The sequence below is a fragment of the Clostridium sp. genome, from assembly GCF_036643715.1.
Lineage (GTDB): Bacteria > Bacillota > Clostridia > Clostridiales > Clostridiaceae > Clostridium.
The window spans coordinates 1-16,584 of record NZ_JAVXRL010000059.1 but is presented as its reverse complement, the minus strand read 5'-3'; the positions used below and the strand labels follow the sequence as shown (position 1 = coordinate 16,584).

Below are 16,584 nucleotides of genomic sequence, written 5' to 3'. Positions count from 1 at the left end.
GAGGAGAAGAAAAAGACCAATTCGGACTAGATGCATCACTTCAAGATAGAACAAAAGCAGCAGAGCTATTAGGTAAGAGATATAGATTATTTGTAGATAAGATTGAAAAAGATACAAATGTTAATGTAAACTCTACAGCTAAGTTAGATTCTATACTGAATCAATTAGAGGACGAGGACAATGAACAATGAATATAAATTATCTCCAAAGTATAAAGCATTTTTAAAACATAATGCTCCAGTAGAATGTCTAGAAGGTACAACAGCAGCAGGAAAAACTACAGTAGGAATACTTAAGTTTATGCTAAAGGTTGCGCAATCTAATAAGAAAATGCACGTTATAGCATCTAAAACAACAGGAGTATGTGAAAAGAATATTATACAAAAAGAATATGGAATAACTGATGTGTTTGGTGATTTAGTTAGATATAACGGTAATGGAGATAAAGATAATAAAATACCACATATTCTCTATCATACACCCAAGGGAGATAAAGTAATTTATATACTAGGTTATGATAATGCTGATAAGTGGAAGATGGCTCTAGGCTCTCAATTTGGGTGCGTACTTATAGATGAAGTTAACACAGCATCGATAGAGTTTGTAAGAGAAATATGTACTAGAAATGATTACTTAATGGTAACACTGAATCCAGATGATCCTAATTTGCCAATTTATTCAGAGTTTATTAATTGCAGTAGACCCTTAGAAAAATATAAAAATGATGTTCCAAGAGAAATACAGGACCAATTGAACAGTGAGGAAAAACCTAACTGGACATATTGGTTCTTTTCTTTTAATGATAATGCATCATTGAGTGATGAAGATATAGAAAAGAAGAAGACAAGTGCTCCTAAAGGTACAAAGCTATATAAGAATAAGATATTAGGTTTACGAGGTAGAGCAACAGGACTTATATTCTCTAACTTTGAAAGAAAGAATAATGTAATCACTAAAGAAAAAGCCAAGGGAATGAAGTTTGTACAATTTACAGCAGGACTTGATACGGCATATTCACAGAATAGCCCAGATACATTCGCATTTACTTTTTTAGGCATTACAGATAAGAAAGAGTTAATAATATTAAATGAAGAAGTATATAACAATAAGGATTTAGAAACACCTTTAGCACCTAGTGATATAGCCCCTAAGTTTTATAAGTTTTTAGAGCGAAACAGAAAAGAGTGGGGATTTGCTAGAGATGTATTTATAGATTCAGCAGACCAAGCAACAATAATGGAACTTAAAAAGTTTAAAAGAACTAATGCATGTATGTATAACTTTGTTAACTCTTATAAGAAAGTAACAATACTAGATAGAATACATCTTATGTTAGGTTGGATAAATATTAATAAGAGAATATTTTACTATGTTGTAGACACTTGTAAAGAACATATAAGAGAAATGGAATGCTATAGCTGGAAAGAAGATAAATACGAGCCAGAAGATGCAAACGACCATACAGTTAATAGTTCACAGTATGCATGGATACCATTTAGGAAGCTAATAGGAGACTACAAGGAGGAATAGAAATGGGGTGGTTTAAGAGTATGTTAACACAAGCAGCAATTAAGTATCTGAATGTTCAACCAGCGTTATCAAATCCAATAACTATACAAGAAGCATATACTTATGAAACTAATATAATAAGAAATAAGCTATGGTATAGGGGAGAACCTTATGAACTAGATCAGTTTTTCAAGAATGTTAGTGGAGATCCAGTAAATAAAGCTAGGTTTTGGAGTGCTGTACCAAGTGAAGATTTAAGTATAAGGAAAATACATAGTGGCTTACCTGCAATGATAGCTGATAAGTTAAGTGATATCGTAGTATCTGACTTAGATAGCATAGAAATAAATGGTGAAAGTGATAATACTCTATGGGAAGAGATACGAGAAGATAATAAGTTTGATGATGCATTAGGAGATATAATTGCTACAACATTAGTTAATGGTGATGGAGCTTTTAAATTATCCATTGATAATGAAGTATCTTCTTATCCAATAATCGAATTCTTTGAAGGCGATAGGGTTGAATATGTAAGCAAAAGAGGTAGGTTACAGGAGGTAATGTTTAATACTTTCTATAGAAAGGATAATAAACAATATAAGCTAACTGAAACATATGGAAAAGGATATGTTAAGTACAATCTATATAATAATAACAATAGAGAAGTACCATTAAATATGTTGGATGAAACAGCAGGGTTATTAGATGTAACATTTAATGAAGACTTTATAATGGCAATTCCATTAATGTTCTTTAAGTCATCTAAATTTGAAGGTAGAGGGAAAAGTATATTTGATAGTAAGTCAGATTCATTTGATGCGTTAGATGAGGTTATAAGTCAATGGATAGATGCTATTAGAGATGGAAGAGTACAAAAGTATATTCCAGAGGATTTAATACCTAAGAATCCAAGAACAGGTAACTTGATGAAGCCTAATCCTTTTGATAATAGATTTTTAAAGGTAGGTTCTAGTCTTGCAGAAGATGCAAAGCATGAGATAGATATGAAACAAGCTAATATAAACTATGAAGCCTATGTTGAAAGCTATTCTAATGCGGTTGATATGTGTTTACAAGGTATTGTTAGTCCTTCTACTTTAGGAATAGACCTTAAGAAGACAGATAATGCAGAAGCTCAAAGAGAAAAGGAAAAGACTACTTTATATACTAGAGGAAAGATAGTAGATATACTCACAGAGGTGATACCTCAATTAGCAGTAATAACATTAAAGGTTAATGATGTATTAAATGGTAAAAAAGTTAAAGAGTATGAAGCTACAGTAACGTTTGGGGAGTATGCAAGCCCATCATTTGATGCAGTAGTAGAAACTGTAGGTAAAGCTAAGAGTTATGGAGTAATGTCAATAGAGCAGTGCATAGAAGAAATGTATGGAGATACATGGACCGATGAAGATAAGAACAAAGAGGTAGAAAGAATAAAAGAACAGAATGGTTATACAGAAGTAGAAGAACCAAAAGTTGTTGATGATCCTAATTATAATTTAGAAGATAAAGATAATGAGGGTGAAGAAGATGGACAAGAAGAATAATCCATCTAAGTTAGAAGATATAATTAATAAATTTACCAAGAAGAAAATAAAAAGTGATGTCAAAAAAGAAAAAGATAAGTCTTATGATATAAGAAAGATATTTGAGGAAATGGAACTGGCTTTAATATCTTCTATGCATAGGGCTTTTTATTTTCACCAGAAGGAACAAGCAAAAGAAGGTTTCAAATGGGAACAATGGCAACGTACTAAGCTAAGGGAATTAGAAAGATACAGAAAGAGAAACAAAAAACTTGTAGAGAGCTATAATAATCCAATACAAGAAGCGATAGATAGAGAGTTGCAAGGTAACTTTGTTAAAGGACAGGAAAGAGTAGATAAATTAATACAAGATGTTGAAGTACAATTTCCAGAGAATATAAAAGAAACCCAAACGGTTAAAGAGTATATATCAAAAGAACTTGGAAGACCTAGTACATTACAAAATGAAGAGAATTTCTTTGGTGTTAATGAAAAGAAACTAAATGCATTACAAGAAACAGTAAGTAATGATTTAAAAAAGGCTCAAATGTCAGTTTTAAGAAAGATGGATGATATATATAGGCAGACGATATTTAAAACTCATATATATTTACAAAGTGGTACTAAAACACTGTACCAAGCTATAGATATGGCTACTAAGGATTTTCTAGATAAGGGTATAAATAGTATAGTTTATAAAGATGGTAAGCAAGTTAATATAGCAAGTTATGCTGAAATGTGCTTAAGAACAGCGAGTCAAAGAGCTACTTTCTTAGGAGAAGGTAAAAAGAGAGATGAATATGGATTACATTTAGTAGTTATATCAGCTCATGCAAATACTTGTAAGATGTGTGAACCTTGGCAAGGGAAGGTATTAATAGATGATATATTTAGTCATGGTAGTAAATCAGATGGAGAGTATTCATTATTAAGTGAAGCTATAGAGGCTGGATTCCTACATCCAAACTGTAGGCATACATTGATAACTTACTTTCCAGGTATAACTAGAATACCAACTATACCAGATGGAACTGAAGCTATTAAAACATATGAGGCAGAACAAAAACAGAGAAGATATGAAAGACAACTTAGAAAATGGAAAAGGTTTGAGGCTGGTACTTGTGACGAGGAAAGTAAAAACATAGCACATAATAAAGTCAAAGAGCTACAAAGATCATTAAGAAAACATATAGAAGATAATAAGCAGCTTAGAAGAAATTATAATAGGGAAGATGCAATACCTGGCATAACTACTAATGATAATAACATTAATATAGAGGTGTTGAAACAAAAGGCTTTGAGTGCTAAAATTAAAGAAACAAGAGAATATATTAAATCTATTCAACCTTTAAAAATTGAAAGTGGTAAGCAAGGTAAGCATGTATTAGGACATAACAATTACATTGAAGGTAGGAGCTATTTAACTATATCTTTAGAGGAGGCACAAGAACTTGTTAATAAGTATGCTGGGACTGGTGAAATAAAGTTCACTTTAAAAGGTGAATGGGATAAAAAAGAAACTATTAATACAAATAAAGAAATTGGTGTTAATGTCAGTATGCTAGACAGTTTAGAAACAAAGACTAATAGTTTTAAAATACATTATTCTAAGAAAGGAACACATATAGTTCCTAATTAAAGAGGTGATTTTATGTTTAATTTAGTAGAGACATTAAGAACTATAATGAAAACTCATAAACTTAATAATAATCTTAGGTTGAAAGTAACTTCTATTGATGGAACTGTAGTTACTGGTCCTTATGGTGGTTTTACACAAGCTTTAGATAATGAGCCTGAAATAGCTAGTATTTCAATAACAAAACAAGGTTATGGAATAGAGATATATGAAAATGAAATAAAATCTATAGAAGTAATATAGAGCACTTGCTTAGTTAAAGAGTAGGTGCTTTTATTATGCAAAATTTAAGGAGGATTAGTTATGAAAGAATTAAACACAATACAAAAAAGAGAAAAGTTAAATAGAGTGTTTTCAGTTGATGAAGAAGGTCCAGGAGGTGCTAATCATGAATATGTAATAGTTTCAGATAAAGGGTTACAGGTACCGAAAGAAACTAAGTTGGTATTTCAGAAGGGTGCAAGAAACGAAATAGGAAGTCAACATGGTGTTTTAGATACAGACTTACTTGAAATAGTAAGAGATAGATACAAGGCGTTTCAAGCGGGACCATTTGCTAGTGAGTATAATGAGAAAGCACTAGAGCATATTGAAATTGCATTGATGTATGCCAACAGAAGAGTTGAGGATAGAATCGAAAGAAATGTATTAGGTACAAATAATAAGTAATTTAAAGTCTTAGAAATAAGGCTTTTTTATTTTGCCCAAAACTTGCTTAAGGCATTAAAAGATGCATGGATTTTATAGCCGACAGGCTTTAAATGGAGGTATTTATGTTTATAGTAAATTGTAGTCTAAGAAAAAGCTTAGGAATGGGAATGTTATTAGCTCCAGAAGATGGAGCAGGGAATGGAGGCGCTGGTTCAGATGAAGGAGTAGAAGAAAAGGAAGATACTAAAGAAGATAATCCAGAAGAAGAGAAAGAAGATAAGACTTTTACACAAGCTGATGTAGACAAGCTAATAAAAGATAGAGTTGCAAGAGAAAAGAAAGGTCAACTTTCAAAAGATGAGATTAAAGCGTATCAAGATTGGAAGGAAAGCCAAAAGACAGATGAAGAAAAGAAAAATGAAGCTTTAACTAATGCAGAAAAAGCTAAGCAAAATGCAGAAGAAAGAGCTAATACATTAGAGGCGAAAGTGACTTGTTTATCTAAAGGTGTTATAGCTAATTCAGTTGATGATGTTGTTATACTTGCTAAAGCTATTGTAAGTGATGAAGTTTCTATGGAACAGGCAGTTGATAAAATCTTAGAGAAATATCCAAGTTTTAAAGGTGAGCAACAAAAAAATAATGAAGAAGAACACAAAGGTTTTAAAATTGGCGCTTGTGCTGAAAAGCAAAAAGGGAATGTCGATGATGTATTAGCAAGAGCCTTTGGAAATAAATAATTAAAAGTTTAGGAGATGATTAAATGGCAGTATACAGTTATGCTGAACAATTTGAAAGACAATTACAACAAAAATATGCAAGGGAATTAACTTCATATTCATTAGAGCAATCTAACCCACAAGTTAAATTTATGAATGCTCAAACTATTAAGCTACCTAATATTACAGTAAGTGGCTATAAGGATCATAATAGAAGTGCTATGGGATTTAATACAGGTTCAATGTCAAATGATTGGGAACCAAAGAAACTATCTCATGATAGAGATATTGAATTTGCAATAGATCCAATGGATGTTGACGAAACAAACTTAACATTAGAGATGGCTAATATTCAAAATGTTTTTGAAACAGAACAGGCAATACCAGAGAAGGATAGTTATAGATATTCTAAGCTTTATGCAGAAGCTAAGGCATATAAAGCAAATGGTGCTGTTATAGATAATACAGCGTTAACTACAGCAAATGTATTAGATTGGTTCGATACTCAAATGGAAAAGATGGATGATGAAGGTGTTCCAAGTGAAGGTAGAATACTTTATGTTACACCAGCTATTAACAAATTACTAAAAAATGCAGAAGGATTAACAAGAAATATTGATGTTAATAAAAATAATGGAAATATAGATAGAAGAGTATATTCATTAGATGATGTTACTATTACTAAGGTTCCAAGTTCAAGAATGAAAACAAAGTATGACTTTACAAATGGATGTATTCCTGCAAGTGATGCTAAACAAATTAATATAATACTTATACATCCATCATGCCAAGTAACAAGAAGTAAATATTCTTATATTAAAGTATTTACTCCAGGCACAGATAGTAGAACTGCTGATAAGTATGTATTCCAAAATAGAAACTATGGAGATACATTCTTAATTAAAAATAAAGCTTGTGGTATTGCTATTAATGCAGAAGCAGAAAGCTAGAAAGGAGCATATAAATGAAAGCAAGTAGAGGTAATAAAGTCTATACAATAGATGAAGTTCAAAAGAAATCTTATATAGAGCAAGGATATGATATTTTAGATGATGAAGGGAATATCATAGATTATGGAACTGGTAAATCAGTTTCGTATGAAGATCATAGAAAAGTAGTTGATGAATTAAATAATCTAAGAGAAGAGAATGAGAAATTAAAAGAAGAAAATAAAAAGCTTAAAGCTGAAAATAAAGAGTTAAAGAAGTCTTAATGTTTAAGGCTTCTTTTCTTTATAAGGATGTGAAGATATGTCTTATGTAGATAGTACATATTACAAAGATACATTTGGTGGCAATATACTTTTAAATGAAAATATTAATAGCAAGCTTGAAAGAGCATCTGATCAGATTGATTCATTAACATATAACAGAATAATAGGAATGGAATTTAAAAACTTATCTCCATTTCAACAAGATAAAATTAAAAAAGCAATATGTTTACAAGCAGAATTTATAGAGCAGTTTGGAGAATTTATTAATATGCCTTTAAGTAGTTATTCTGTTGGTGGTACTTCTGTTAGTTTTAACGGAAGTATTGTAAATGGAATAACTACAACTAAAGAAGTTATTAATTATATATCTCAAACAGGCTTAAATAGTAGGAGGTTATAATTATGGGTGTTAAATTACCATTTCCTAAATGGATTCTGAATACTCCAATAAATATATATCAAACCTATATAAATGAGGATGGAGAGCCAGTAGAAGATTTAATTTATGATGGATTATGTAATTACAATGAAAAGAGTAAACAAACGCTTGATGCAGAACGTAGACTTGTAACTTTAAGTGGAAAAGTTATTGTTGAAGGCGATATTAATCCAGATAAATTAATTGAAGGTTATGTTCAATTAGGAACTCTAAAAAAAGATATTTATAAGGCTTCAAGACCACGTAATCCTGATGGCTCTGTATTTAGTACTGAATTGGAATTAATCTAATGAAATCTAAGGTAACAATTAAATTAGATACATCTAAGATAAATACTATAATTAATGCTAGAAATAAGGCATTGGAGGAAACTACAGAAGCTGTATTAAGTGATATTAAGTCGAGTGCACTTGTTCCTAAAGATACAGGAGAGTTAGAAAGAAGTGGATTTGTAGATTTAACTAGGATACAAGATGGTAAAGCATCAATTAATTTTGATACTCCTTATGCTCGTAGATTATATTGGCATCCAGAATACAACTTTAGACAAGATAAAAATATAAATGCACAAGGTAAATGGATGCAAAGTTATATTGATGGTGATAATGAGGAATTTGTAACAGATACTTATGCATACTTTTTAAAAATGTTTAGTAAAGGATTGATAAAGTAATGTTATTAAGTAAAGTTAGAGAATATTTAAAAACAAAAATAGAGTGTCCACAATGGTATATAGGAAAGATAGATGGTACTAAAGAACAATGTATAGGTATTTATAGTATACAAGGTTCTAAACCTAATATAGCCTTAGGAGGATTAGCAAATACAAGCTATTCAACTAAGGCTATATCCATACTAGTACATTGGGGAAAAAATGCTAATATAGCAGAGAAAAAGGCACAAGAATTATATAATGCTCTATTTGGGCAAGATGCAATTATAGGAAACAAAAGAGTAATACAGTTTAGTATGAAAACAACTGAACCTATAAGTGTAGGAACAGATAAAAATAACGTATATGAGTATGTTATTGAAGTAAATATAATACATGAAAGGTAGGTAATATTATGGCAGGATTTACAGGAGTATATCCAGTATATAATCTTAAATTTAAGATAGGTACAAAAGGTAAAGTGAGCGCAGATCAAGATATGGTTGTTATAGCCGATATGGAAAACTTCGGAATAAAGATAGATGGTAAAGTTGAGGACTGGACTCCAATGAATACCGCAGGTTGGGCAAGATCACTTATGACAGGAAAAGCATTTTCACTATCATTAAAAGGTAAAAGAAGTGTAGGAGATCCAGGAAATGATTATGTTGCAAATACTGCATGGAAAGATGGATTAGATTGTAGTTCTAAAGGTTCAATCGAGTTTCCAGATGGATCAAGTCTTAAATTTGATTGTGTAATAGATGTTAAGAATGTTGGTGGTGATGATAGTACTAAGGTTGCACCACTTGAATTTGACTTAAAAGGTGATGGTAAACCAGAGTTTACAGCAGGAGCACCAGCGAAACAATAGGAGGATTTAAAGTATGGCAAAAGTATACAATATAATGGATAAATTGGTTAATGATAAACCAATTTTAGAAATTGACGAAACTCATAAATATAAAATAAATAATAGTAAAAACAATGCAGTTTATATTCAATCTTTAGTAAGTACAAAAAAAGATAAGAAGAAGAAAAAAAGTAAAGGCGAAGATTCAGAAGTAAATGAAATTGAAATGTTAGAAAAGATAATAAAAGCATCATTAGGAATGGATGCCTATGACTATATTGAAAGCCTAGAATTAAGTTTAGAAGGATATAACGCTATAGTTAATGCAATAATGGCTGGAATATCTAATTTAGAGCTAGAAGAAATAGAGCAACTGGGTAAAGATGAAAAGGAACGATTTCAAGAAGAAAAATAAGCAATGGTATGATTTATTTGAAGATTGGGAGTTAATAGATGCTTCATTTACTGCACAATACGGTATAAGGCTTAGAAATGAACCGGATATGAGTTGGGATGAATTCTGCACATTACTTAGTGGAATAATGCCTAAAACGCCTCTAGGTCAAATTATAAGTATTAGAAGTGAAGAAGAAGAAGACATGTTAAAGAATTTTACCAAAGAGCAACATAAGATTCGTGATGATTGGAGAAGTAGAGAAATAGAAGAATTATCAGAAGAAGATAAGGCAGAACAAATAAAAGAATTACAAGAGATATTTAAAAAAGCATTTAGTTAAAACTAGGTGCTTTTTACTTTGTGAGAAAGGTAGGTGAGATAATGGCAGATGGTGATTCAGTAGGTAAAATTGGATTGGACTTAGAGATACAAGGTGGAGATATAAGTAAACAAATAGAACAAATTGCAAGTAATATTGGTAATCAAATAAGTAAAACGCTAGAAGGTATTACAAGTAAAATGGATTTTAGTTCTATATCAAAAGGTATATCTAGTTCTTTAGATAGTGCATTTAGTAGTGTAAATGAAACTATAAAATCTAATATGGAAAAGAATAAAGTTAGTATACTTAAAACCATAGAAGAAATAAAAGAAAAAGCTTTAGAGGCTGTAAGAAGTATAATGGCTAATGCAAAAAAGATTAAAGTACCTTTAAACTTTAGTCCTGTTAAAGATATTCCAATGCCAGGACAAACTACAACTAAAACAGCTAGTCCAAGAGCACCACCAAAGGCAAAAGTAAATACAGTTAATTTAGAAGGCATTAAAGCTCAAATTGATAATTTAACTAGTAGCTTAGATATAACTAATAGAAGTATAGAACAACAGAAAGAAAAGTTATTAAGCTTGAAACAGTCTTATAATTCTACCTTTAATCAAGCTAAGAAAAATAAAATAGAAGAGCAAATATTAAAAACAGAAACTAGTATAAATAAATTGATTGCTAAAAGTGATAAGGCAGGATTTAAATTAGCTGATTTAGATGCAGAATTCCAAAGATTAAGTAGTGCTGCTAGAGCTTCAAGTAATGGAATAAATCAAACTAATAATAGTATTAAGCGAACTTCCAATGTAGCCAATAATGCCAGTAGAAGTTTAAGAAATGCAAGCAATACTACAAGACAATATAGAAGTAATATGAATGGTGCTAGAAGTGCAACGGGGATGTTTATAGATAGTATGTTTAAATGGGGAATATTATTTCCTATTATAATGCAAGGAATAAGCGCAGTTGCAGGATATATAGGCAGTGCATTAATGACAAATGCACAGTTTGCTAATAGTTTAAATCAAATTAGGACTAATCTTATGGTCGCTTTTATGCCGATATATCAAGCAGTACTTCCAGCACTTAACGCTTTAATGAGTGGACTAGCAACAGCAACTGCTTATATTGCTGCATTTATAAGTGCTATTTTTGGTAAAACATATCAAGCTAGTTTCGGAGCTGCTAAACAAATGAATTCTTCAATAGCTTCAATGAAGAATATGGAGAAGCAAGGTAAAAAGACTTCTGGAGCTGTAGGGAAAATAGGAGATTCAGCAGAGAAAACAAAGAAAAAAATACAAGGTGCTCTGGCTGGGTTTGATGAGATAAATAAATTAAGTATGCCTAAGGATACAGATAAAACTCCAAAGGCACCAAAAGGCGGAGGTGGAGTAGACCCAATGCCTATGGTTGCACCCAATGTTGACTTAAGTCCAGCAAGTGCAGCAATAAAACAAATAAATGGAATGGTGGAAAAACTAAAAGATATTATATCTCGTATATTTCAACCATTTGCCAATGCATGGGCTAGAGAAGGTGCAGCAACTATAGCAAGCATTAAATATGCGTTACATGGAATATGGGAATTAATAAGATCAATAGGACATAGTTTTATGGAAGTTTGGACAAATGGAACTGGTGAGGCAATACTTGTCGTAATTCTACAAATCTTACAAAACATCTTTAATATTATCGGAGACATAGGAACTACATTTGCTAATGCATGGAATGCAGGTGGAATAGGGACAGCTATAGTACAAAGTTTAGCTAATGCCTTTTTAAATGTACTCACATTAATTAAGCATATGGGAGATTCTTTGAGAGAAGTTTGGGGAGAAGTTGGACCAGGAGTCGCCAATACTTTTATGCAGATTTTAAGGTCTACTTCTGGAGTGTTAGAGAACTTAACTCAAAAATTAATTTATGTTTGGGATAATGGTGGGAGTCATTTATTCCAAGGGTTTGTAAGACTGGGTGCTAAAATATTTGAATTAGCAGGATATATATATACTCAATTTGTTGTACCTATAGTTAATTGGTTTGTAAACAATATAGCGCCAGTAATAGCAAAAATTGCAGATGTACTAGGAACTGTATTAGATGCGTTTAGTGGATTGATGGGTTGGTTATTAGGTAGCGGAAAACCTGTATTAGATGTAATGATTGTAACAGTAAGTGCATTTTTTGCTGCTTGGAAAGTTACAAAGTTACTAGCATTTATACAGCAGGCAGGAGGCGTAATAAGCGCTTTAAGCAATATTGGATCAGCATTAAGGGCATGCACACTAACTAAAATAAGTGATGGAATTGAAACTATGAAATTAACTTTGATGTATGCTAAAGATTTTATTGTTTCAGTAGCAACCGGAACTGTTGAATTGGTAAAGCAAGCAGGTCAATTTGCAATAAATACAGGGTTAAAAATAGCTGAAACTGTAGCTCAAGGAGCAATGACAGTAGCAACCGTTGCATGGAATGTAGTAGCAGTTATCGCAACTACAGTTACTACTGCATTAGGAGTTGCAATTGCATTTTTAACTAGCCCCATAGGTATAGTAATAATAGCAATAACCGCAATTATTGCGACAGGAGTGCTGTTATATAAACACTGGGATTTTGTTAAAGCTAAAGCTATTCAAGTATGGACTGGAATAAAAGCTATTTTTAATGCATTTAAAGTTTGGTTACAGTCTGTATTTGAACGAGATTGGAGTAAATCCTTTGGAGTTCTTGGAAATTTATTAAATGCTTTCCTAAGAAATGTTAGTAATATTTTTGGTGGAGTTAAAAGAATTTTTGGAGGAATAATAGATTTTGTTGCTGGTGTATTTACAGGTAACTGGAGTAGAGCCTGGAATGGAGTAAAAGAAATTTTTGGTGGAGCATTCCAAGCATTAAGTGGTATAGCCAAAGCACCGCTTAATGCAGTTGTAGGACTTGTTAATATGGCTATAGATGGATTAAATAGTATTAGTATAGACATTCCAGATTGGGTTCCTAGTTGGGCAGGTGGCGGAAGTCATTTTGGTGTCAATATTCCTAAAATGCCGTACTTAGCAAAAGGTGGTATTGTAGATAAACCAACTCAAGCTATGGTTGGTGAAGCAGGAACAGAAGCCGTAGTGCCTTTAGAAAATAATACAGGCGGGTTAGATTTATTAGCAAATAAATTAACTGAAAGAATAAACAATATATTATTAAATTCAAGCAGTTTATTAAAGCAACCAGATTTAACTATGTTAGGTCAGAATTCTGGTAATGATACTAAAAATGTCAATGATCCTAATTATTTAGAAAAGCTAAAAGAAGCAATTGTTGAAGCTATAAAGGAAATTAAAGATGATAAGGATTATAAAGATACTGGAAATAGTTCTGGAGATACAGGAGATATAGTCTTTAAAGTTGGAGATACCGATTTTGGTAGAATTGCTATAAGAACTATAAACAAGGTTAATAGACAGTCTGGAGAACAATTATTAAAAATTTAGGAGGGGGTAACAATGAGTTTATTAATAAATGGAGTAGAAGTTACTGCTCCTAAAAGTTTTAAGGTAACTATATTGGATCTGGATGGAGAAAATACAAACAGAAATGCTAGAGGGATAATGCTTAGAGATAGAATAAGGGTTACAAGGAAATTAGAATGTGAGTGGGGTCCACTAACATCAAAAGAAATTAAAAATATATTAAATGCAATAAGCGGAGTATATTTTTCAGTTTCTTATCCTGATCCGAAGGAAGGGCAAATAACAAAAACATTTTATACAGGAGATAGATCATCACCAGCTTTTGATTTTAAAAGTAATATATGGCAAGGTCTATCTTTTAATTTAATAGAACAATAGAAAGAAGGAATTTTGAATGTCAGATGAAATAAAAGTAACAAGTACAATAAGTGAAACTACAAATTTAAATGGACTTGTAGAAATAGAAACAAATGGAATGAAACAACAAATTATGAGTATGAATTGTAGCTTAGTAGAAAATGGAGTTGCAAATATTCAAACCTATGTAAATGACATGGATTTATTTAAAGCTAATTCAGCTTCAGTTGCAGCAGAAGTTCAAAAGTTTAGAACAGAAGCATCCGCGAAAGGGAAAGCATTAAACTGTTTTGTATTTTAATTAAGAGCTTACATAATGTAGGCTCTTTTTATATTTAATAAATTAAAAGAAAGAAGGAATTTTAAATGGCAAAATTAACAAATAAAGAAATAATAGAAAAAGTAGGAATGTTAGGAGGGATCAGTGATAGAAAACTACCTGTTAAGGTTTCTTATGCTATTGCTAAGAATATAAGTAAAATAGAAAGTGAATTAAAACATTATAATAAAGAAAGAGAGAAGATAGTAGATAAATATTGCGAGAAGGATGAAGAAGGTAACTTAAAAATAGAAGATGGAAATTATGCAATTAAAAAAGATGAAAAAGAAAATTGGAATAAAGATATGAATGATCTACAAGAAATTGTAGTTGAAATTGATGCACATACATTTAATATGGATTTATTAACCGGCTATGATATGAGTCCAAACGAAATGATGTGTATAGATTTTATGTTAGAAGAATAATTAAAACATTAATCTTAAAAGAAAGGAGGTTAATGTTTGTTTAAAGTATCAGATGAATATAAAAAAGAAATAGAAAAACTTGGAGGAAGAAATTTTTTAAGTAAAGTCATAATAAGAGATAAAGAATATACTGATGATAATATTATTGATATGAACCTAGAGGAAAGTGTTAATCCTAGTGATAACTTTTCACTAGGCTCTGTTGTTTCTAATACATTTGAAATAAATTTAATTGATGTTGATACTAATGTTATCTTTGAAGATGCAACAATAAAACCATATATAGGGTTAGAACTTGAAAATAAAATAGAATATATTCCTTTAGGTATTTTTACAGTTGATGATGTAACAATAAAAAATAAAAAAGTTAAGTTAGAATGTGTAGATAATATGATTAAGTTAGAAAGAGCTTATTTTTCTGATTTAAAATATCCTTGCAATATCAATGAAGTATTAAAAGAAATATGTAGAAAAGCTAATATAACTTGTAATTCTATTTTACCTAATTACTCTATAGATGAAATAAAGGGATATAGTTTTAGACAAGCAATAGGAATTATAGCAACTCTATCTGGATGTTTTGCTAGGTTTAATAGAATTGGAGAGTTAGAAATTATATCTTATACAGATGCTGGATTGAGAATAACACCAGATGCATTTTTCAAATTTGAAACAAATGATAAAGATTATATTATAGAAAAAATAACAGCTAAAAAGGGAGAAAAGACTTTTAGCAAAGGTGCTAACACTGGAATATTAATTGATAATCCAGTAATTACAGAAGGGATTGTTAATGATCTTTATAATAAATTTAAAGATTTTACGTACAGACCTTACACGTTAAGTTGGCAAGGGAATCCAGCTGTTCAAGCAGGGGATAGAGTTACAATAGTAGATGTAAATGGCAAAGAATATAATACATTAATTATGGAGCAAAAACTTACTTATAATGGTGGAATTAAATCAGAATTAAAAGCAAGTGGTAAAACAGAAAGTTCTGATAAATTTGATAGTAAAGGCTCTATAACTCAAGCAATGGAGAATTATTCTATTGAACAGGCATCAATAAAAAAGGCTTTAATACAAAAGGCTAGTATAGATGAACTAAGTGTAATAGATGCGAAAATAAATAATTTATATACACAAGACTTGATAGCTTTAAAAGCAAATATTAAGGATTTACAATCTAATAAAATTAGTACTGTAGAGTTTAATGCAACAAAAGCAGAAATTCAAACTGCAATAATTTCTAAGGCCGATATAAATCTAGTTGATGCACAAGGTGCTAAAATAAATACTTTGGAAGCTAAAACAATTAGTGTAGAAAAAGCTTTAGCTGGTAACCTTACAGCAAAAAACTTTCATGCAAATGCAATAACTGCTGGGAGTGGAATAATAGCAGAGGGTGCAATTGGCTCAGCACAAATAAGTTCTCTAACTGTAAATAAATTAGAAGCTGGAGATATCACTACTAGTAAACACAGAATTGTTAGTGCAGATGGAACTATAGAAATAGTAGGTAATCAAATATTAATTAATAGAAATAATCTTAATAGAGTTATTTTAGGAGAATACAAAAAGCAAGATAATACAACAGATTATGGATTGCTTATAAGGTCAAAAGATGGTAAGACTATAATGCTAGATTCTGAAGGAGTTCATAATGCTGGTATTACAGATGGTGCTATAAATAATAATAAAGTTGCTGATAATGCGAATATAGCTGGTAATAAATTAGATATAAATAGTGTTATAAGAGAAGTAAATGGAGCAACTGAAACTATTAAAGGTACTAAGGTACAAATAGGTGATAGAACTTTAGATATAGAACTATCTACACAAAATAATACTATCAAAGAGCATGGGAAAGAACTAAGTACTCAAAAGGCAAGTATATTAGCATTAGATGATTCTTTTAAATTAAAAGTAGATAATCAAACATTCAAAGAAACCACAAGTAAAATTAATTCTAGTATTACTATTGCTAAAGATGAATCAAATAAGTATACGAATGATGTAGGAAGTAAGTTAAAAGCAGATTCAGAGAAATATGCTAATGATGTTGCAACTGCAAAATCACAGTTGGC

The 16,584-nt window shown here is 30.8% G+C and carries 19 protein-coding genes and 2 pseudogenes; all 21 read left to right on the top strand.

Annotated elements, in window-relative coordinates; all coding sequences use genetic code 11:
• A pseudogene (locus tag RSF37_RS13200) lies at positions 1-191 on the top strand (hypothetical protein); the annotation flags it as partial.
• Positions 181-1,530 (top strand): terminase, encoded by a 1,350-nt coding sequence (locus RSF37_RS13195; RefSeq protein WP_332564853.1) that lies wholly within the window; start codon positions 181-183, stop codon positions 1,528-1,530. The pseudogene RSF37_RS13200 and the gene RSF37_RS13195, both read left to right, overlap by 11 nt.
• A gap of 2 nt (positions 1,531-1,532) precedes the next feature.
• Positions 1,533-3,059: a capsid protein gene (locus RSF37_RS13190; protein WP_332564852.1), complete on the top strand. Its 1,527-nt coding sequence runs from the start codon at positions 1,533-1,535 to the stop codon at positions 3,057-3,059.
• A complete protein-coding gene (locus tag RSF37_RS13185) occupies positions 3,043-4,677 on the top strand; it encodes a phage minor capsid protein (RefSeq protein WP_332564851.1) in 1,635 nt (544 codons plus the stop codon). The genes RSF37_RS13190 and RSF37_RS13185 overlap by 17 nt, the downstream gene beginning before the upstream one ends.
• Positions 4,678-4,689: 12 nt before the next feature.
• Positions 4,690-4,917 (top strand): hypothetical protein, encoded by a 228-nt coding sequence (locus RSF37_RS13180; protein ID WP_332564850.1) that lies wholly within the window; start codon positions 4,690-4,692, stop codon positions 4,915-4,917.
• A gap of 60 nt (positions 4,918-4,977) precedes the next feature.
• Positions 4,978-5,343, top strand: coding sequence for an ABC transporter ATPase (locus RSF37_RS13175; RefSeq protein WP_332564849.1), 366 nt, complete (start codon positions 4,978-4,980; stop codon positions 5,341-5,343).
• A 104-nt stretch (positions 5,344-5,447) separates the two neighbouring features.
• Positions 5,448-6,065: a hypothetical protein gene (locus RSF37_RS13170; RefSeq protein WP_332564848.1), complete on the top strand. Its 618-nt coding sequence runs from the start codon at positions 5,448-5,450 to the stop codon at positions 6,063-6,065.
• A gap of 23 nt (positions 6,066-6,088) precedes the next feature.
• Positions 6,089-6,994, top strand: a complete 906-nt coding sequence (locus RSF37_RS13165; protein ID WP_332564847.1) for a capsid protein — start codon at positions 6,089-6,091, stop codon at positions 6,992-6,994.
• 14 nt (positions 6,995-7,008) lie between these two features.
• Positions 7,009-7,257: a hypothetical protein gene (locus RSF37_RS13160; protein ID WP_332564846.1), complete on the top strand. Its 249-nt coding sequence runs from the start codon at positions 7,009-7,011 to the stop codon at positions 7,255-7,257.
• 37 nt (positions 7,258-7,294) lie between these two features.
• Entirely contained in the window at positions 7,295-7,657 is a 363-nt protein-coding gene (locus tag RSF37_RS13155) for a hypothetical protein (RefSeq protein WP_332564845.1), read from the top strand.
• A gap of 2 nt (positions 7,658-7,659) precedes the next feature.
• Positions 7,660-7,986, top strand: a complete 327-nt coding sequence (locus RSF37_RS13150; RefSeq protein ID WP_332564844.1) for a hypothetical protein — start codon at positions 7,660-7,662, stop codon at positions 7,984-7,986.
• Entirely contained in the window at positions 7,986-8,369 is a 384-nt protein-coding gene (locus tag RSF37_RS13145) for a hypothetical protein (protein ID WP_332564843.1), read from the top strand. Before RSF37_RS13150 ends, RSF37_RS13145 begins: the two co-directional genes overlap by 1 nt.
• Positions 8,369-8,755: a phage tail terminator protein gene (locus RSF37_RS13140; RefSeq protein WP_332564842.1), complete on the top strand. Its 387-nt coding sequence runs from the start codon at positions 8,369-8,371 to the stop codon at positions 8,753-8,755. Before RSF37_RS13145 ends, RSF37_RS13140 begins: the two co-directional genes overlap by 1 nt.
• 8 nt (positions 8,756-8,763) lie before the next feature.
• Positions 8,764-9,222 carry a phage tail tube protein gene (locus RSF37_RS13135; RefSeq protein WP_332564841.1) on the top strand — a complete coding sequence of 153 codons (459 nt, stop codon included), beginning with the start codon at positions 8,764-8,766 and terminating at the stop codon, positions 9,220-9,222.
• 13 nt (positions 9,223-9,235) lie between these two features.
• Entirely contained in the window at positions 9,236-9,616 is a 381-nt protein-coding gene (locus RSF37_RS13130; RefSeq protein ID WP_332564840.1) for a hypothetical protein, read from the top strand.
• Positions 9,585-9,938: a Gp15 family bacteriophage protein gene (locus tag RSF37_RS13125; RefSeq protein WP_332564839.1), complete on the top strand. Its 354-nt coding sequence runs from the start codon at positions 9,585-9,587 to the stop codon at positions 9,936-9,938. Before RSF37_RS13130 ends, RSF37_RS13125 begins: the two co-directional genes overlap by 32 nt.
• A gap of 20 nt (positions 9,939-9,958) precedes the next feature.
• Positions 9,959-13,414 (top strand): hypothetical protein, encoded by a 3,456-nt coding sequence (locus tag RSF37_RS13120; protein ID WP_332564838.1) that lies wholly within the window; start codon positions 9,959-9,961, stop codon positions 13,412-13,414.
• Between the two features lie 12 nt (positions 13,415-13,426).
• On the top strand, positions 13,427-13,771 hold the full coding sequence (locus tag RSF37_RS13115; RefSeq protein ID WP_332564837.1) for a DUF6711 family protein: 345 nt from the start codon (positions 13,427-13,429) through the stop codon (positions 13,769-13,771).
• A 16-nt stretch (positions 13,772-13,787) separates the two neighbouring features.
• Positions 13,788-14,051: a hypothetical protein gene (locus tag RSF37_RS13110; RefSeq protein WP_332564836.1), complete on the top strand. Its 264-nt coding sequence runs from the start codon at positions 13,788-13,790 to the stop codon at positions 14,049-14,051.
• Positions 14,052-14,116: 65 nt separating this feature from the next.
• The gene (locus RSF37_RS13105; RefSeq protein ID WP_332564835.1) at positions 14,117-14,497 is read left to right on the top strand and encodes a hypothetical protein; all 381 of its coding nucleotides are present in this window, start codon (positions 14,117-14,119) and stop codon (positions 14,495-14,497) included.
• 36 nt (positions 14,498-14,533) lie between these two features.
• A pseudogene (locus RSF37_RS13100) lies at positions 14,534-16,584 on the top strand (hypothetical protein); the annotation flags it as partial.